This window comes from Paenibacillus sp. FSL H7-0331, assembly GCF_001956045.1.
The window spans coordinates 1-19579 of sequence record NZ_MRTH01000065.1 but is presented as its reverse complement, the minus strand read 5'-3'; the positions used below and the strand labels follow the sequence as shown (position 1 = coordinate 19579).

General features: G+C 47.5%; 14 protein-coding genes and 2 pseudogenes. 12 read left to right on the top strand and 4 right to left on the bottom strand.

Features of this window, described 5'->3' with window-relative positions; all coding sequences use genetic code 11:
* A partial coding sequence (locus BK127_RS39540) for an IS110 family RNA-guided transposase (protein ID WP_076238163.1) occupies positions 1 to 1011 on the bottom strand: 1011 nt, incomplete at its 3' end.
* A 358-nt stretch (positions 1012 to 1369) separates the two neighbouring features.
* Here BK127_RS39540 and BK127_RS39535 point away from each other — a divergent pair.
* The 5 genes and pseudogenes from BK127_RS39535 (at position 1370) to BK127_RS44290 (ending at position 4760) form a co-directional block, all read left to right on the top strand.
* Positions 1370 to 1915: a dihydrofolate reductase family protein gene (locus BK127_RS39535; protein WP_076238162.1), complete on the top strand. Its 546-nt coding sequence runs from the start codon at positions 1370 to 1372 to the stop codon at positions 1913 to 1915.
* 156 nt (positions 1916 to 2071) lie between these two features.
* Positions 2072 to 2527, top strand: a complete 456-nt coding sequence (locus BK127_RS39530) for a DinB family protein (protein ID WP_076238161.1) — start codon at positions 2072 to 2074, stop codon at positions 2525 to 2527.
* 121 nt (positions 2528 to 2648) lie between these two features.
* A pseudogene (locus BK127_RS39525) lies at positions 2649 to 3008 on the top strand (transposase); the annotation flags it as partial.
* A 984-nt stretch (positions 3009 to 3992) separates the two neighbouring features.
* On the top strand, positions 3993 to 4208 hold the full coding sequence (locus BK127_RS39520; protein WP_076238159.1) for an S-layer homology domain-containing protein: 216 nt from the start codon (positions 3993 to 3995) through the stop codon (positions 4206 to 4208).
* A 405-nt stretch (positions 4209 to 4613) separates the two neighbouring features.
* The gene (locus tag BK127_RS44290) at positions 4614 to 4760 is read left to right on the top strand and encodes a hypothetical protein (protein WP_179097783.1); all 147 of its coding nucleotides are present in this window, start codon (positions 4614 to 4616) and stop codon (positions 4758 to 4760) included.
* A gap of 32 nt (positions 4761 to 4792) precedes the next feature.
* On the opposite strand, the gene BK127_RS39515 is transcribed toward BK127_RS44290, so the two are convergent.
* Positions 4793 to 5905 (bottom strand): glycosyltransferase WbsX family protein, encoded by a 1113-nt coding sequence (locus BK127_RS39515; RefSeq protein ID WP_076238158.1) that lies wholly within the window; start codon positions 5903 to 5905, stop codon positions 4793 to 4795.
* A gap of 141 nt (positions 5906 to 6046) precedes the next feature.
* Here BK127_RS39515 and BK127_RS39510 point away from each other — a divergent pair, with 141 nt between their 5' ends.
* Complete coding sequence (locus tag BK127_RS39510) at positions 6047 to 6946, top strand: AraC family transcriptional regulator (RefSeq protein WP_076238157.1); 900 nt, start codon at positions 6047 to 6049, stop codon at positions 6944 to 6946.
* 382 nt (positions 6947 to 7328) lie between these two features.
* Here the strand turns inward: BK127_RS39510 and BK127_RS39500 are convergent, their stop codons facing one another.
* Entirely contained in the window at positions 7329 to 9593 is a 2265-nt protein-coding gene (locus tag BK127_RS39500; protein ID WP_076238156.1) for a helix-turn-helix domain-containing protein, read from the bottom strand.
* A gap of 414 nt (positions 9594 to 10007) precedes the next feature.
* Here BK127_RS39500 and BK127_RS39495 point away from each other — a divergent pair, with 414 nt between their 5' ends.
* The 6 genes from BK127_RS39495 (at position 10008) to BK127_RS39470 (ending at position 18865) form a co-directional block, all read left to right on the top strand.
* Entirely contained in the window at positions 10008 to 10973 is a 966-nt protein-coding gene (locus BK127_RS39495; RefSeq protein ID WP_144026703.1) for an ABC transporter permease, read from the top strand.
* 13 nt (positions 10974 to 10986) lie between these two features.
* Complete coding sequence (locus BK127_RS39490; protein WP_076238155.1) at positions 10987 to 11877, top strand: carbohydrate ABC transporter permease; 891 nt, start codon at positions 10987 to 10989, stop codon at positions 11875 to 11877.
* 112 nt (positions 11878 to 11989) lie between these two features.
* A complete protein-coding gene (locus BK127_RS39485) occupies positions 11990 to 13573 on the top strand; it encodes an extracellular solute-binding protein (RefSeq protein ID WP_076238154.1) in 1584 nt (527 codons plus the stop codon).
* Positions 13574 to 13687: 114 nt separating this feature from the next.
* Entirely contained in the window at positions 13688 to 14908 is a 1221-nt protein-coding gene (locus tag BK127_RS39480) for a sialidase family protein (protein WP_076238153.1), read from the top strand.
* A gap of 233 nt (positions 14909 to 15141) precedes the next feature.
* Positions 15142 to 15831, top strand: a complete 690-nt coding sequence (locus BK127_RS39475; RefSeq protein ID WP_076238152.1) for a GDSL-type esterase/lipase family protein — start codon at positions 15142 to 15144, stop codon at positions 15829 to 15831.
* Between the two features lie 145 nt (positions 15832 to 15976).
* Positions 15977 to 18865, top strand: coding sequence for a polysaccharide lyase family 8 super-sandwich domain-containing protein (locus tag BK127_RS39470; protein WP_076238151.1), 2889 nt, complete (start codon positions 15977 to 15979; stop codon positions 18863 to 18865).
* A gap of 444 nt (positions 18866 to 19309) precedes the next feature.
* Here BK127_RS39470 and BK127_RS39465 read toward each other — a convergent pair.
* Positions 19310 to 19579: pseudogene (locus tag BK127_RS39465) on the bottom strand (IS1182 family transposase); the annotation flags it as partial.

The following is a 19579-nucleotide window of genomic DNA, read 5'->3' as shown; positions in this document are numbered from 1 at the left end:
CTTTCTAGAACCGCGTTTAGTAATTGGATTTCGAGTAGCAGTAAACTTTCCGGAAGAAAAAACGCTAGGATCAATACCTGCAAATGCGATCAGTTTCTTTGCATGATCGAACCGATCGATTTCCCCAATTTCGGCTAAAATTGTTGCCGCAAGTTTAGTACCAATGCCGGGGATCGATTGAATTAAATCATACTCCAATAATTCTTGAGCCAAATCCTCTATTGACTGATCAAGCTTCGATAGATGATCTTGGTATTGAAGAAGTAAATTGATAAGCAGTTCCAGTGAGATTATATGACTTGGAAAAGCTGTCTCCTTGAAGGGATTACGTTCTGCTGCAGCCATTAGCTTTTGCGCCTTTTCCAGGGTCCTACAGTTGGGATTCACATATCCCGCAAGATTTTGAATATGAGTCATGACGTCTTCCTCGGACATCGCTAGCACCGCTTGAGACGTTGGATATAGAGCTAGGAAACGAAGGGAAACCTTTGCATAAAGGTCACCAAACACCCCATGATACTCCGGAAAAACCTGATCCAGCACTGCTTGGAATTGTAACTTTGCTTGAACGTACATATTCGTTAGAGACTCGTGTTGCCTTGTCAGGTAACGCAAATTCATCAGATATTGACCACGTTTTTTGTAAGGCTCCAGCTCTTCTTTGTAGAATATTTCTCCCAACTGGTATGCATCAGCGGTATCCGTTTTTACCTTGCGTAAATTAGCCTTTTTCGCTTGGTGTGAAAGTAACGGATTTATGACGATATGCATAAACTGATGCTCATCCAAGAATTGAACAACTGGACTATGATAATGACCCGTTGCTTCTAATACGACGGTTGCACGCTTCCACGTAAAAGATTCTAAATCTTGGGCATAACGAAGAAAAGACGCAAGTCCATCAAGATCATGATTAAAACGAAAAATCTTTCCATAAGGCGTTCCTCTGTCTGCAAAAGCTTGTGCATGACTTTCCCCCTTGGATACATCCAAACCAATGACAGGATTCACACAATCACTCCCCATATATTTTTACCGGTAACCCCTGACCTTCTTGTTGTCCACATTATCGCATGTGATTCGGGATCATCGTCCCAACCAGCCTAATCATGGTATAACAAGCAGGGGGGATGAACTGTATAGCTCTCGGGATCCAACTCCCACGGGCAGAAACGTTCGATCCCCGGCTACCGTTATCTTACGACCACACAAAAATGAGGTCTACCAGAAAGATCTGGTGACCTCATAATACGAACGGGCAGAACACTTCCAATATGTGTTAATATAAAAGTGGATGTTTCTTTGTTCAAATTCAGAGGGGCAGGACTTGTTCTCGTTGGAAACTAATAATTTGGAGGGCGTTATTGAAATGGCTAAACTAATCTACGCTACTAACGTATCTTTGGACGGTTACATTGAGGACGAGCAAGGCAATATCGATTGGACGATCTCCGATAACGAGATGTATGCGTTCTGGACTGACTTCGAGCGGGCGATTGGCACCTACCTATATGGGCGTCGAATATATGAGTCGATGGTGTACTGGGAGACGGCGAGCACCGGCGGCGATCAACCGGAGGTAATACGGGATTTCGCGCAGATCTGGCGAGCGGCTGAGAAAATCGTGTATTCCCGGACGCTTGAGGCGGTTTCAAGCGCCAGGACTAGGATCGAGCGCGAATTCGATCCTGATGCGATCCGAAGGCTGAAGGAGTCTTCAGTTGCCGACATTACGATTAACGGCCCCGAGCTTGCTGGGCAGGCGATGAGCGCGGGACTGATCGACGAGTGTCATCTGCTTCTTAATGGAGGGAAGCGAGCATTGCCAGACAACCTCCGTATGAGGCTAGAGCTGCTCGGTGAGCGCCGCTTCCAATGCGGCGTTGTTCATCTTCACTACAGCGTGATCGTCTGACCGCTACGCTAGAGAGTGAAATCCAGGAGATACGCCTTCGGGCTTACTATAATCAAGTGAAATTACGGAAGCCGGAAGTTATGAGCGGCTTCCATTTTCAAACTAACGGGAGACGTAGGTTCAAATAATCGATGAGACGAAGAGGAGGAAACCTAAATGAAGACGATCAAGCGCATGATGGACCACCTGTACTGGGCGGACGGACGCATCTTGGACGCGCTCGAGGAGAGTGAGACGAAGAACAAGGACCTTCTGAAGCTGGTTCGGCACGTCGCGGTCGCGGAACAAGTCTGGTTGTCCCGATTGCAGGGCAAGGGCAGCGCGCAATATTCGTTGTGGGAGGAAGCGGATGACCTGACGGCGATCCGGACGATGTTCGAAGAGAACGCCGAGCAATATCGCGTCTATATCGAAAAACTCGAGGAATCCGAGTTGGACGAGATGGTCGACTATGCGAACCAGAGCGGGGTTTCGTTCCGAACGTCCGTCCGGGACATCCTGTCGCAGGTCCTCTTACATGGGCAATATCACCGGGGACAGATCAACCGGGTACTTCGGATCGAATCGGCAGAGCCCGTCCAAGTCGATTACATCACGTTCGCGAGGCTCTAACGGGGCCTAATAATCACCATCACTCGGAATGGGATTGGTATTGACCTAACGGGAAACGATAGCAGAGGAGCTTGCAGCAAAGGAAACGGTCACCGTAATCCCAGAAGTGGCCCTTCTTAAAACGATCCCCGGTGTAGGAGATAAATTGGCTGCCGCACTGGTTGCCGAGATCGGAGAAGCTACTCAGTTTGGACATGCCAAACAGCTTGTCGCTTACGCAGGACTCGACCCAAGTGTTTTCAGTTCAGGAAAGTTTACGGCTTCAAGTAGTAAGATCATTAAACGAGGTTCCAAACGTTTAAGGCGGGCGTTATATCTAGCGGTGCAGTGTGGTTTACGCAAGAATGAACGGATCAAGGCCTATTATGATAAGAAAAAGAAAGAGGGCAAGCCCTACGAGGTGGCCGTGATCGCTTGCGCCAACAAGCTTCTCCATCACGTCTATGCCATCCTCACCCGAGGCGAGCCCTATCACACATAGCCAATAAATTCCATAAACTTCCACGCCAATGGAGGTTTATTTGTCATTTCCATAAACATTATAACAAAAATTCTTTTAGGTACCAAGACAGAGCTGCTTGACAAACATTAGCTGGTTTTTGTTTTTGAAGTAACGATTTTGTTCAGCCCTCAACCCATATTGTGGTACAATTGTTACTAAAACTTCTGACAGGAGGTGTTCCTAATGAATGATATGAAGGTTAGAAAAGCAAAAATTGATGATGTAACAGGTTTTTTTGAATTGTTCATTGATTTTATTGGTAAAGAGTCTAATATAACAGTTATGAAAAAACAGATTTAAGTAATATCTAATGATCCTAACTATTACGTGCAGTAGCCTGTGAGGGGAATAAAGTCATTGGTACCTCAATAGGGATTATTTGTTACGACTTGATTGGGGATTGCAATTCCTTTATGTTGATAGAGAATGTAGTCGTTTTACCTCAATATCAATATCAAGGTCAGGGAGTAGGAAAATGCTAATACATAATCAAGGAAGATAAAGATCGTTAGTGAATGTTTACTTTTGTGAATATTCACTTTTTTTATTTTTAAGGGGGTCGTTTATTTATTACAGCACAGCGCTGTTCTTACGCTGCATATGGACGATCAACAATAGTTACTTTTGGGACAACTTCTACTTTATTGGAAATTTGTCAAACGACAAAAAAGGTCCTACATTCTAGCTATTATGTAGAACCTCGTGTTCGCTACAGCGTGAAGTACCGGCTATTAAAGTTCGGGGTTCATGATGGCCAAATATTTAAGTTTTAGACGCCCATGCCGCTAACGCGGCACCATCAGATGATGAAAATGGACGTTTGCGATATAATTAGCTTACGGCTGGTGAAGGGAGGTCGGCAGTCAATGGTGCCTCGAGCCGAGTTTTAGACTGACCTCAACGACCAGTTGCACCACAGAATTTGGGCCGACGGCGCGGATTACACGTGAGCAGATGGCGGTTATGATCGCTAGATCGTTTGCTCTTGTTTCCGGTAGACTAAATTTGCCAGGGAACAGCGAGTCGCTTGCCGCGTTCGCTGATCGCGAATCGATCTCTTCCCGGGTGCAGTCTGCAGTCGTCGGATCGGTGGAGGCGGGAATTATCGCCGGTATGGACGCCGGGCGTTTCGAGCAGCAGCAGTTTGCAACCCGTGCCCAAGCCGCAACGATACTGTAGAGATTGCTGCAAAAGGTAGACTTTATCGTGAATCCGGTTTTTAAATGCTGCGCAAATGAAGAAGGGAGCAGACCGAGAAGGAAGGCATGTCGCCAGAACAAGCTGTTGCGTTTGATCAGCACTTTCACTCCGCAGTCTGTCGGTGAAATGTCGATCAATTTTCTTGTTGTAATTTATATATATTAGATGACGGACAACCGGAGCTGTTCCGCAGACGATCTATGTATTGTCAGAATTTAGCAGGCAACCGACTTCAAGCGAAATGGCGGAAACGGGAAGCTTCGTGGACCTGAGTATGCTTCGATACAAAGCCCCACTTGATGAAGATATTTTACCTATAAAGACACCTCTTGGTCCGCTGTCTGGCGGACCAAGAGGTGTCTTGTCATTTATCAAGCGGCGGGGATGAAGCCATTCGGCTGCCCGGCAAGCTGTGCGCTGCCACCGCTCAGGAAGCCACGCGAGAAGCTGGGTGGAACGAAGCTTATTTTTCCGGCGATCGACAAGCTGTTGTTCGGTCAGATCGTCCAAGCTGCCTTGATGGGGTCATAGCCATACATGAATTCGCTCACGTTCCCTTACGCTTATTCGCCGGCGCGAAATACGTTCTTCACCGCTTGCAGGTAGCCGTATCCGTACAGATTGTCCGGCTGCAGGTAGCTCGTTTCCGTCCATTCGTTCCAGCTGTTGATCGTAATAAGCGGCGCTTGCTGCGGATGCGCCTCCACGTATTCGCGCGCTTTGCGCAGCGCATATTCGATGCGGTCGGGCGTATTGTTTTTCACGATACCCGGGCGAAAACCTTGGAAGCGAGGATTGTTGTCCCAGCCGATCGATACGTGAGGGAAATACGGAATCGCATACGTTTGGTCGATGCGCGCCCATTCCTTGAGCACGTCTTCCATAATGGCGTCGTAGTCGCGATCGATGTCGGCGAAATGAACGTACTGGTAATGCGACATGCTGTCGAAGCCGAGCTCGCTGACGATTTCCACGCATGCGGTCGTCCGGTCCGCGTCTACGCCGCTGGCGTCGAACGTCCGTTCGTTCCACATCGTGACCTGCAGATGAAGGCCGGGCAAGCCTTCGGCGACTACGCGAGCGCGAAACCAATCAAGCGCGTCGCGGACGCCGGCCGCTCCGCCCAAGCCTTTCAACAAATTGGCGATGTCGTAGAACATGAACACCGGCTTATTGTCGATCGTGTAGTAAGAGGGGTGCTTGAAATATTTGTCGATCAGCCGGACGGCAAGCCGTTCGAACTCCTGGCGGTCGACCGCGCCGTTCCAGATGACGGTGCTTTCTTCGTGCGAAATGCGCTTGTCCCATACGTTTTTGGCGTCGTGGTTAGCCCACATGAGATAAAATTTAACCCGATCGTTGTTCCGCGCTTTCAAGTAGCCGTCGTTCAGACATTGCTCCAGAAACGGGCGGCTGTCGTACCAATACCAGTCGTAGATGAACACGTTGACTCCATGGTCGGCCGCCGCATTAATCTGCATCTCCATCACATAAGAGTCCGCTTCGTTGACATATCCCCATACGGGCTTGCGCGGCCACGTATGCTCCGGATATTTCCTCGTCGCCTGCTTGACGGACTGCCATTCCCCGATTCCTTCCGGCCAAAATAGTTTTGTGCGCGGCTCGTCGCCGGTGTAGGCAGGCCATATGTAGGCGGCTACATCGAATTTGTTCATCGTAAACACTCTCCAGGTTCGAAGCCCCACTTGGTGGGGATATTTTATAATCTGCCTTTATTGTATAATGGTCTTGCACATCTACAATACAGGTTAAATAGACATAATACCGGTAAACAAGACATGACGGAGGTGAGTACGATGGCAGCGCAAAGATCGTTCAAGCATTATTCCGAGGCCGAGGTGCTGCCGCAGGAGGAGTTTGTTACGGTGATGGACGTGCACGAGCATCATTGGCTGCTCGAGCATTCGCACGACTTCCCGGAAATGATCTTCGTCCTCGGGGGAAAAGGGGCGCAGTTTATCAACGGCGTCTCCATCCCCGTTCAGGAGGGCGACATCTATCTCATTCCGCTCGACACGACGCACGTATTCCGCCCGACGGGGGTCGATGCGGAAAACGGCTCCTTGTCGGTTAGAGACGTTATCATTCGCGCCGCGTGGTTGAGGCATATACAGAAGGCGGTTCCCGACGATGAGGTTCGAGACATGATCGACTGGCTACTGAACAAGCGGGAGGCGGGAAACGACAGGCCACCGTGGATCAAAATCGAGGATACGCAGGGCAGGCTGCGCCTGCAAACCGAGGCGTTGAAGGAGCTGCTGCAAGCGAAAAGTCCGGTTTACCAGACGAAATTGGCCGCGGGCATGCTGGAGCTGCTCGCCGCCTTGAGCGTCGCGACCCGGCAAGGGCAGGAGCAGCATGCAGTATGGCCGCAGGCTGACGACCCCAACTTGGTGAAGGGACGAATCGACGCAACGCTGCTTGCGATTCCGCTTGGCGAGATCACGCTTGCCGATGTTGCAGCGAAGCTGCATATGAGCACCCGCCATTTGTCGCGCATTTTTCCGCTCCACTACGGCATGTCGTTCAAGCGGTACGTCCAGGAGCTCCGCTTCAAGGAAAGCCGGAAGCTGCTGCTTGAATCAACGTTGACGGTGAAAGAAATTATGCAGCAGGTCGGCTGTAAAGACGCGGATCATTACTACAGCGAGTTTAAGCAGAGGACGGGATTGACGCCAGGTCAATTCCGCCGTTGAGCGCTCGGAGCACACCGGCCAGACCCAGAAACTCGTCATAGAACCGAGCCCTTCTTTTGCTCGTGATTACTTTCTTCGCACCTGCAGCGACGTACATGTCGAGCCCTCTTTTCTTTGTATAGAATGTTCTCGTTTACCAGCAATGCGATGACTTTCACGATCGTAACGGGATTGATCTGAAACGTGCTCGCAAATTGTGCCACCCATATAATCTGTTCATCCTCACAGTAGACCCCCTTCAGGATGTCATCTTTTATAGGTTAGATTATAGACAGATTGAAACTTTCGTAGCAAATACAATTTAACAACAAGAATAATCTACAAATCTTGTACCGAAATGCGAACACCTTGGGGATTCAACTCTCCTTGAGGCATTTACAGTTTATTCATGGGTATCCTTATCCTTCGTATGCTTATGGAGCTTACGATAATCCCCCAACGTCATGCCTGTCTCATTTTTGAATTTCCGCATGAAATTTTTCGGATCGATGTATCCGATTTTTATAACAATATCATTAATGGCATAATTCGTCTCCACCAGCAGCCTTTTGGCCTCGTCAATACGCAGGTATGACAGATAACTGGCGAAATTCTTGTCGGTTTGACCTTTGACAAGCTTGCTGACATGGGAAGGTGAAATCAGGAAATGGTCGGCAATCAAATCCAGACTGAGCTCAGGACGTGCATAACCTTCATAGATATAATCAACGATCTGAATAGCCAGCGCCGAGTATTGGCGGGATTTGCGCAATACCGCCTCGCTGCATATTGTTTCCGTCAGCTTCACAAGATTCGTCTCCAATGAATCCACGTTCGTAAATTGTACAAGATGATGGACATCCTCAGGCTGGTAATCCAGCTTTTCCTGCTGAATTGTTTTGACGATTTCTGTAATTAAATGAAGGCAGACGTATTTGGACAGCAGGAAGGAAGCGGCGCGCTCCCGTACGGTTGACATAATCTGATGCAGACAGGCTATGGCCTCGACGGTATCGCCCTGTTTTAAGCTTTGCAGGTATCGGAGCTGCTCTTTGACCGGGAACCAGTCCATATCAAGAACACTCAATGACTTCATCTCCGAGAAGACGGCGTACGAATTTTCCTCTTTGTTACCGCTGACATAGTCCAGCGCTGCCGAAGCCTCGACAAAAGACCGGTGGATGCCTTCTTCAATCGGTTGCCACGTTCCAACGCCGAATATTCCCTTTAAATCGAGGCTGGACAATGACACTTGTATAAGCTCCAGCTTGGTCAGAAGCAATTTAGGATCAGGCTCTTTGCCGTTGAGCAGAAGGGCACAATCCGTTAATCGCTCCAAGCCAGCGATATAACAATGAAGATCAGGTGAGAGCAGATTAAGCTCCAGCTGGTTTAAAATATCCTGGATCTCTAAGCTGGTTAAGGCAGTTTGCGTTCGCTCGATTCGAAAGAGCACAACCGCTGTCCAAGGAAAGTCAAGTATAAGCCCGGAAGCCAGATAATGCCTCTTGAGCTGGTAAGTCTCACGGCCGTATAGGAGATTCTCAATAATTTGATGTCGCGTGACAGCTTTGCGAGTTTCCAGTGCTTGCAGGTTTTCCTTGATTTCCTTCCATTCGGTTAAGGGGCGGGACAGCTTCGTTTCCGGAAAATGAAGGCGAATGGCTTGCAAAAATTGGCTGACAGGCCGGTAATGCATAAAAGAGAGCGCTATAATCAATAAAACACCGAATGTGCTGATGCCAATTCCAATAGCCAGCAGCCCGAATAGTTTGTTCTCAAGAGGCTTATAGAACACGGGCTCCGGAAGCAGTGCCCAATATATCCAGTTGTTCCGGTCAGAACGTGTCTGAATGAACGTGAAGCTCTCGCCATGCAGACGGATGGGAGTGATGGCAGGGCCCTGCGGAAGCTTCTTAATGGCAAGCAACTCCTCAGCGGTAAGTTGATTCTCCCCGAAGCCTGCAAGAAGCCTGCCCCCTTGGTCCATAATGCCGCCTACTCCATTTGTTTGTCGGAGCCATCCTTGAATCATGGCTTCAAAACCCGATTTTGGAATAAAGAACAGCAGGGATGCTCTGGGATTATCCACATTTTCAGGAATCGGAAAGAGGAACATCAGGAGCTCGGTTTGTGTGCCCTCGCTGGTAAATACGGACTCAGCGGGAAGAATGTATGCGGATTTCGTATCTCGCATTATACGAATAAATTGCTGCTGCTGTTCCGTAGAAAAGCGGAAGGCAGAGGAAGCCAAAGCTGACAGCTGAATGATGCCCCGGGATGTGAATACAAGATCCTGGTCCTTTTGGCCATGTAGATAGAGCAGCAGCTCCTGCGTCGTGGAATTATCGCTTTTGTATAAATTTAGCCGTTCAATTGCTCTGAGCTGTGCTTCTGGACCTTCGAGAATCGTGTAGTGCTGCAAAGCGTAGTCAAATCGAATGCGCTCTGTCGTATAATTGATATCCTTCAATCGGGATTCGGTGTAGCTGCGAAGCTGCTCCAGGTAGCTGGAGGCGGATTGCTCAAGTGTTTGCTTCACTTTGACATAGGAATCCTGATAGATGACAATACCAAGAACAAATAAAGGCAGTAAAAAAACAGCCATAAATGAGATAATGAATTTAAGCAGGACGTTTTTGGAAATCAGTACGGGCATTCGCTTCATCGTGCAACCTCGCTTCTGTATCTGGTATGGAAAGAGTATACCTGCACTCCATTAATTGTACCAATCCGCTTATAGGTGAGCAATCGCTTGTTCCAGAAAAGCAGAGATATACGGAATATACAACCAAGCTTCGTTTTTACAACCTACATTTTTCCAGAAGCTGCATGCTTCCAACCGCTGTATAAGGTGGTTCAGCCATAAAATTCGTTTTCACAACCCATACTCGTTCTCACAACCATTAGATGAGCTGGTTTTGGCTACCATATTAAAACTTACAACTTTACGGTCAGCCTTGGCACGGTCTATGATCGAAGCAGATCAGCTGAAACCGTTCAGATGCAAGAGACTCGAGTGCATCAGATGCAGGAAGCATAATCAAAGAAACATACAAACGAACTATTTGGAGGAGAAGCCTTGAACGCACAATCCGTACAAACGATTAAAAGATCCGATCCAGGCACGAGCATTCGCCGCAAGCCATCCTTCGGGAGAGCGCTTCGACAGCATCCACAATTATACTTACTGCTGCTTCCTGCCACGCTCTATTTTCTGATATTTCATTATGTTCCCATGTACGGAGTCATAATAGCTTTTCAGGACTACCGCATTGGAGAAGGGCTATTCGGAGGCAGGTGGGTAGGTCTCGAAAACTTTCGGATATTTTTATCCAAGCCAACCTTTCAAGAGGTACTCATTAATACATTAAGAATTTCGATCACCGAGCTGCTGATTTCGTTTCCATTGCCCATTGTACTTGCATTGATGATTAATGAGGTCAAGCATACCGGCTTCAAAAAAATCGTCCAGACGGTTACTTATGCACCCCATTTTATTTCTGTCGTTGTCGTAGTAGGGATGATTAACCTGTTCTTGTCCCCAACATCGGGAGCGGTTAATAACATTTTAGCTGGGCTGGGTTTTGAACGTATTCATTTTCTAATGAACCCGGACAATTTTCTACCGACTTATTTGGTCTCCATTCTATGGCAGCATACCGGATGGAACGCGATTATATATTTGGCGGCATTGGCAGGTGTTAATCCCGAGCTGCATGAGGCTGCCACGATTGATGGAGCGACCCGGGTGCAGCGGATTCAGTTCATCAATATTCCTGCTATCCTGCCAACATGCATCATCCTGCTGCTCCTTAATTGCGGGCATGTACTGAATGTAGGCTTCGAGCGTATTTTGCTGATGCAAAATCAGGTGAATCTCGGGGTATCTGAGGTTATTCAAACCTATATGTACAAAACAGGAATATTGAACGGGGAATTCAGCTTCACGGCAGCGGTAGGGTTGTTTAATTCAGTCGTGAACTTTATCTTATTAGTATTATTAAATCTTGCAGCCAAACGAATCAGTCGAACGAGCTTATGGTAAGGGAGGATCATCAATGAGAGAAGCAGCAGAAGACAAAATTTTTAACATCATCAATTTTATTTTCCTTGCCGGGCTTACCCTCTGTATCATCTATCCGCTGTTGTTTGTACTTAGTGCATCCTTCAGTGAACCCGATATGGTGAACAGCGGCCAGGTAGCCTTTCTCCCCAAAGGGTTTAATTGGGATGGATATAAGGAGATCTTAGCTTATGACCCGCTGTGGCGGGGTTATACGAATACGATCATCTATACGCTAGTCGGTACGGCCATTAATCTGGCGGTAACCATGACTGGAGCTTACGCTTTGTCCCGGACTGAACTGGTAGGGCGCAATGTGGTGGCATTCCTGTTTGCCTTAACGATGTTTTTCAGCGGCGGCTTGATTCCTACCTATATATTGGTATCCTTTCTCGGGCTGCGGGATACGATGTGGGCACTGATTTTGCCGGGTGCTGCAAGCATGTATAACATGATCATTTGCCGCTCTTATTTCACAACCACGATCCCTAATGAGCTGTATGAATCGGCCAAGACTGATGGAGCCTCCGATTTCCGGATGTTTATAAGCATCGCCTTACCGCTTTCTTATCCAATCATAGCCGTTATGGGGCTATTCTATGGAGTGGCACATTGGAACCAATTTTTCAGTGCGCTGATCTATCTAAGTGACGACAAAAAGTATCCCCTGCAGCTTGTACTGCGAACGGTACTGCTTCAACAAACAAGCGGTGGTGTATTTGCAGACTCTGTGGAAGCGCTTACTGATTTCAACCGCAGAGCGAGACTCGCTGAAGTGATGAAATATGGTCTTGTTATCGTCGCGGCGGGCCCTTTGCTGATCATCTATCCTTTTCTGCAGCGGTTCTTTGTAAAAGGCATTATGGTTGGGGCTATCAAAAGCTAATCCTTATCACAAGAGAGGGGGTATGCGAGGGAGAATTGGTCGTATAGCTGGAGTTTCAAAAGTCGTCAAAAGAACTGTTAAACTTACGAATCGATCTGGAGGGGACATTAAATTGAAAAAACAAACCGTAGTTCCTGTTAGTATAGTGCTTGTTTCTGCACTTGCATTTGGTGCATGCTCCACAAGCTCAAGCACCGGCCCAGTATCACAAGCCACCCAAGATCCAAAGTCTTCGAAGCCTGTTGAATTAAAAGTCATGATCGCCAAGGATACTGTAAGCGGTCCTTTTGATAAAATGTTGGTTTTCACAGAATTAGAAAAGCAATTTAATGTGAAGTTCCAATTTATGCCTGTGGAACGAGAGGTAGCCAAGGAGAAGGTAAATCTGGCATTCTCCGCCAATGAGCTGCCGGATGTTATTATCGGAAGCCTGTTGACCAAGCAGGATGTGCTTCGATTCAGCCAATCCGGGCAGCTTGTACCGCTTAATGACTTGATCGAGAAATTCAATCCCAATGTTAAGCGTGTGAACCAGCAATATCCGAAGATGCTCTCCTCTCAAACGGCTCCTGATGGCAAAATTTACACACTGCCTTTTGTAGATAATGGACGCCATAATCAAGTGCGCTCCCGTATGTTCATTAATGAGCAATGGCTGAAGGATTTGAAGCTCGAAATGCCCAAGACCCTGGATGATTTCACTAAGGTGCTGCTGGCTTTCAAAACAGAAAAGAATGCGATCCCACTCTCGGGATTACCAGGCAGCGGAATGTTCAATGTAGGGACGATCCCGCTTACTGCGCTTGGCTTTCCCGTTGTCAACGATATGACGAATTTGCTTAACTTCTTTTTCGTAGATAATGACAAGGTTAAGTTTGTGATGACGGATCCCCGTTATAAAGAATATTTGGCTTATATGAATAAGCTTCACAAAGAGGGATTACTTGATCCTGAATATTTCACACAGAATGATGCTCAGCACAAAGCTAAAGGTAACGCTTTGAAATATGGCGTTTTCGGCTATTCGGCTATGTACACGATGATTACTGACCTTGAGCAGCAAAAGCAGTACGTCGCTCTGCCGCCATTAACCAGTGCTATTAATAGCCAACAAATGTGGCCTGTTACGGATAAGAGCAACGGTATCGCCTTTGCCATGACCAAAAACAACAAGCATCAAGAGCTGACGATGAAAATATTCGATAAAGGCTACGAGGAAGACTTCGCATTCATGCTTCGCCATCCGAAGCCGGAGATTAAAGACGGTGTTCTGCAGCCGGACCCGCTTCCTGAAGCGTTCAAAGGCAATCTATGGGGTTATATCAATGCTGAAATTGCGCCAGTAGGTGCACCATTTCCTTACTATTATCAAACGGACAAGGAAATTAAGATTACTGCGCCTGCTGAGGGTGCGAAAAAGCAATTCTTGGATGGACTTTACATGCTGTTTGACAAATACGGACTTGTTACCTATCCAGATGTATTCTTCGCTGAAGAGGATTTGAAAACGATCAATCTAACCTCCAACGACGTTCTGACTTATGTGAAGCAAATGGAAGCTAAGTTTATTCTGGGGTCGGAGCCGCTTGCCAATTATGATGCGTTTGCTGAGAGGATCAAATCACTAGGTATTGAGCAGTTGTTGTCAATCTATCAGAAAACCTATGACAATAATAAGAAAAATGCCAAAAAATAAAGCTTGAATCCTTGGATGGAGAGAGTGTTTTAATAGTAAAATACGGAAATTTGGATGCGAATCAGCAATTCGGAATTAACAATGAGAAATCAGCTAACTGGAGGGAACCAAGGGATGAATACTCAAATCCAATCAGCGGAACCGCTTGCTCAGGACTACACGGTCGTCTTTCATAATCCTGATCGTGAAAACTATGTAGAGGGCTGCGGCCTGGTGCGTCTGGATCATGGCGTGCTGGTTGCGGCGGTGCCTGTCGTCCCTCGTTTCGTATGGAGCAAGGAGCGTCGGGTGGAGCATAGCTGGACGCATATATTAAGCAGCGATGATGGCGGCAAGACCTGGAACAAGCTCTCCGAGCTGCCCTATTATTCCGCGTGCCCTTGGGTGTATAACGGAGCCCTTTACATGTTTACGAACAAAGGCGGCAAGGAATACCGGAATGATGACATCCTGCTGCTGCGAAGCAAGGATGGAGGCAAGACCTGGTCGGAGCCGGTTGCGTTGTTCGAGGGACATTTCTGGAACTGCCATACCGGCATGGTAATCCGTGATAGCACCCTTTACTGGTCAGTAGACGATCTCGATATCGGCGGGGTGCCTTACAATTCACCCTTTGATATTCCTCTTGGCGCACAACGTGCTCCTCGTGTTGTGGCAGGGGATTTGACACGTGACCTCATGGATCCGGCTTCATGGCGCATGTCCAATCCGGCCGCTTTTCCTGGACATGCGGAGGTACTGGAGAACGCCCGGTTCATGGAAAGCTCCAGTCATTATCTGGAGCCGAACATGATCGACGTTAATGGGCAATTACGCGTACTGGTGACGGTTAAGCTGCGTGGCCAAAGCACGGCCAATGTGTGCGCGGTCCTTGATGTGACGGATGATGGCAGTCAGCTTGCAACCACATTTACCCAGTATTCCTACATGCCAGGTGGTCAATTGAAATTTTGTGTCATCTGGGATGAAGTGTCCCAAATGTTCTGGGCGACGGCAAATCTCGCAGTTGATAGCCAGAAGCAGTTGGATTGGAAGGAATCCGATGAACTGAGGGATCAGGTCTATGCTCAAATACCTGGCGGTGACGACCGGCGCTTCCTGATGCTGTTCTACGGCCTGGACGGCTTGAACTGGTTCCAAGCCGGTTGTATAGCTCGGGGAGGCAGAGTGAACCAATCGTTTATGTACGCGAAGCCGGTTATTGATGGCGACGACCTTGCGATTATTTCGCGCACATGTCTGAATGCGCCGAACCGGCATGACGCCGATCATGCAACCTTCCATCGGGTACGGGATTTCCGGAGGTTGGCGCTGAACCTGCATCCTGACGCTTAGTAGCAATAAGGAGCACGAGTACTACTGGCACCTGTTAAGTCCTATTCATGGCTTAGCAGCGATGAGGCATGTTTGTTTCCAATCAAGTTGCCCAGTGCCAGACCACAGCATCCAGACGCCAAGCAATAACAAGCTTGGCCTTCTTTTTTTCCATTAACATATTAAAGAACAGGAGATGAGCAAATGGTTTCAGTTATTCTGCCGATAGTCATTTATCCACATCCAGAGTTCATGTGATCAAGCCGGAGGTTTTTGGTGAAATCGCCGCATCGGGTGTACGCAGAAGACAGTTTGATTTTGAGAATGAGATTTTAATTACACATAAAACCCCCATCGATTATGTATTTATTGGTGATTCCATCACGCATTACTGGGAAGTACAAAGCTATTTCGGCCGTAATGGCAGCTTTATTGTGAACAGGGGAATCAGTGGCGACATCTCCACCTTTGTGCGGCAAAGGTTTGAAGGGGATGTTGTACAGCTTCAGCCGTGTTATGTGATCATCCAAGTGGGCATCAACAATTTTAAAGCGTTGGATACGTGGAGCACAAACGAAACGGACAAAGTGCGGGCAGAGGCCATAGCTGCTGTTATAGCCAAGGATATTCGCACCATGGTTTTGAAGGCTCAGGAGAGCGGGATTATTCCTGTGCTCGCTTCACTCTTGCCGACGAATCGGCCGGTATACAAGCATGATGAGCTGCGGAACGAAGGTGTACGCCTTGCAAATCGCAAGCTCCTTCAGATGGCTGATGAGCTTGCGATTATATTCTTGGATTACCATTCGCATATGGTGGACGGGGATGGGACGCTCCTGAGAGAAGGGTTGTCTGATGATGGCGTCCATCCCCATGTGCGAGGTTACGATATTATGGCGCAGGTGCTGCGAACGGAGCTGCAGAAGCGCACTCTCAACATTTAAAGGCTTGTGTGTGGAAAGGGGGTGGTGCCGAAGCAGGCTATGAGAATAATGTTGGGGAGGGAGGCTGTAACACGCAAATGCAAACTCGCAAAATTTGCAACGGGGATGGCTTTTATCGAAAACTTCATATTAAAGGAGAGATCGCATGAAAAATATTTTTGTAAGCGCTATATTAGTGTTTAGCTTACTGCTCTCATCTTTGTTTATAGTAGGTAATGGTACAGCACACGCAAGCGATGAATACGATACGCTCCGGCTTCGCTGGTTCGATATGCTAACTGGAGGCTCAAGCATCAATACAAGTGATCCCGATATCGCCGCCAAGATTACTATAATCACGAACAATGCCCAGACGATCTGGGATAGCATGGATAAAACGGTAGGAAGAACAACGCTGTGGGCTGATTTGAACAGTACAACAGATTCAAGCAACATTTCGCTCAGCTATTCACGGCTTGCTGCTATGGCACTCGCTTATTCAACGGTCGGCTCCACCCTGCAGGGCAATGTGATTCTGAGAAATGATCTTGTCGCAGCGCTTGACTGGATGTATACAAATCGCTACAACGAAACCAAAACGAAATACAATAACTGGTTTGACTGGGAAATTGGAGCTCCCCAGCAGCTGAACAATTTAACGGTTCTGCTCTATGATCAGTTGACGAGCACGCAGATCACCAATTACATGAATGCGATTGAGCAATTTAGCTCGAATCCGCTATTGACGAACGGGACTACGTCGACAGGTGCGAATCGAGTGTGGAAAGCGCACGTCGTCGCCCTTCGCGGCATCATTGTGAAGAGCAGCGCCAAAATCACGAGCGGCACCACGGCTTTGTCCGCCAGCCCGAGCGTCTTTGCCTATGTAACCAGCGGCACCGGCTTTTACACGGATGGTTCGTTTATCCAGCATAGCGGGCATCCGTACAACGGAGGCTATGGTCTTTCCTTGCTTGTCTATATTGCCAATCATCTGTATATGGTGAATGGCTCGACCTGGATGGTTTCATCGACAACCGCACAAAACCTGTACAAGCAAGTATACGAAGCGTTTGAGCCGCTTATTTATAATGGCGCTTTCATGGATATGGTGCGTGGGCGCGAGATGTCACGATATAACCGTCAAACCTATGCTGCCGGTCATCTTGCGATGATGGGCATTGTCAGGCTCGCATACACAGCACCGGCTACCGATGCGCTCGCGTACAAGCGTATGGTCAAACAGTGGTTAGCCTCCGATACGAACAGTATCGATTTGTTCTATGAAGACGTTCCCATCGAAACAGTTGTTGCCGTCAAAAGTATCATGAACGATAGTGCAATCACACCACGCGGAGAGCTGGTTAAGCATTTCACGTACGCTCGGATGGACCGGGCGGTCCATTTGCGACCAGGCTTTGGCTTCGGGTTGAGTATGTATTCAAACAGATCTTACAATTATGAAAGTATTAATAGCGAGAATAAAAAAGGCTGGTATACTTCCCAGGGAATGACTTATTTGTACAACAGCGATGCTGACCAATACTCCGATCAGTATTGGGCGACCGTCAATTCATACCGCCTTCCAGGTACGACTGTGGATACACGGTCACGGACGGCAAGCAACGGTGAAACCCAATTTAGCACCAAAAACATGGTAGGCGGGACCAATATCGCTGGCCAATACGGCGTGTCGGGCATGGAACTCGCCGATTATGGCACTACGCTGACGGCCAAAAAATCATGGTTCATGTTCGACGATGAGATCGTGGCCTTAGGCGCAGGCATTACCAGCACGGACAATCGTACAATCGAGACGATTGTCGATAACCGTAAGCTGACGACGGCGGGTATCAATGCACTGACCGTGAACGGCACGGCCAAATCGCCCGCACTGGGCTGGACAGAGTCCATGACCGGGGTAAATACGATCCACTTGCAGGGCAACGTAAGCGGCAGCGATGTGGGCTACTATTTTCCGGGCGGCGCTGCAGTGAAGGGGCTTCGCGAAGCAAGAACCGGTTCATGGTCGAGCATTAACAGCAAGGACAACTATTATAATGCTACGAATTATACACGTAATTTCATGACGTTATGGTTCGACCATGGCAGCAACCCTACGAATAGCAATTATGCTTATGTACTGCTGCCGAATAAAACCAGTGCTCAGACAAGCAGTTATGCAGCGAATTCCGATGTGGATATACTGGCTAATACAGCTGAGGTGCACGCCGTTAAAGAGAAGCAATTGAATATTACAGGCGCGAATTTCTGGAGCAATGTCTCGACGACGGTGTATGCGGGCGGTCAACCTTATGTTACGAGCAGCAATATGGCGTCTGTGCTTGTTCAGGAAGCAGGCAATGAGCTCACTGTGGCCGTAGCGGATCCATCGCAGGTGAACGCGGGGAGTATTGTGATCGATTTGAACCAAAGTGCAGCCCAGATTGTATCCAAGGACTCACAAATTACGGTTGTTCAAATGAGTCCGACCATAAAGCTGTCGGTGAACGTGAATGGAGCGAAGGGACGTACCTTTACAATTAAATTAAACAAACAAATTCTTGTACAGCCTGCAGCTGATGCTTATACGGATGGTTGTAATGCGGACAGCAATTATGGTTCTTCATCCGTATTAATCGTTAAAGGATCAGGAAACAGCTGCTTAAGCCGCAAAACCTATTTAAAATTCGAATTGTCGTCACTCTCCTCCCCAGTGTTCAATGCCAAGCTGAAAATATACGGAAGCAATACTACAGATAATGTGGCTACAGCAGTCAAAGCGTATGAAGCTTCAAGCGATACCTGGACGGAGACTGGAATTTCCTGGAACAATGCCCCAGGACATGCAGCGACTGCGGCAAGTACAGTGAATGTGAATAGTACGGAAGCCTCTTTTGAATTAGATGTAACGTCAATGGTCAATTCAGCTCTTTCCGGTGATAAAGTAATCACCATTGTGCTTGAAAATACGAGCAACCAAAACAAGTATGTCCGTTTTTTCAGCAGGGAAGCTGTAGGCTACCCAACGCCGTATCTGGTTATTCAGCCTTAGAATGCTGTTTTAAGGGTTGAGCACGAGGATCACACCACGTAAAAGGAGTAAGCAGCGCCTACTACTGCCCGGATATTGCGTTCATCTATACCTAACAGAGCTGAGATGTAATTGAAGAGATTAATAAAACAAGCTAATTCAGGACAGTGCTGCTACCTGTGAGTTAGCTTGTTTTGCATTAGAAACTGCGTAAATCACAGTTTTTTGTTGTAAGGATACATGTTCTTGTGAGCCAAATTTTTAAGATATCAGATAATTCTAGAGACTAAACAAATCAGTCGAGATAAAGGAGGTGTCATTAAGCTAGACAGGCAGGAAAATGTAGGTTTTCATAGAATTTTGTATAATATAATATTATAGAGTCACATATAAGGTTGGAGAATAGGTAATGCAAAGGGAAATAAAGATATGATTTTTCCTATGTCCGTAACCCAGAATGGCACTTGGTGTTGCTTGTAGTCTTTCTTCCAATTGTTGGACGGCAGTCTCTAATTTTTCACTTGTGATCTCTGACATTTCGCCAAGTTCGCTCAGGTCCTGGCTGGCGTGTGACTGTTCTTCTTGATTCTCGGCTTCTTCAATGGTGGCAAACAGTGTCTGTACTTTCTCCTGGAGCTTGGCCTTGTGTTTCACGACAGCTTTACCCCAAACAAACGTATACCGATTGGCATTCGCTTCGATTTTGGTGCCGTCAACAAAGTAGTGTTCAAGTTG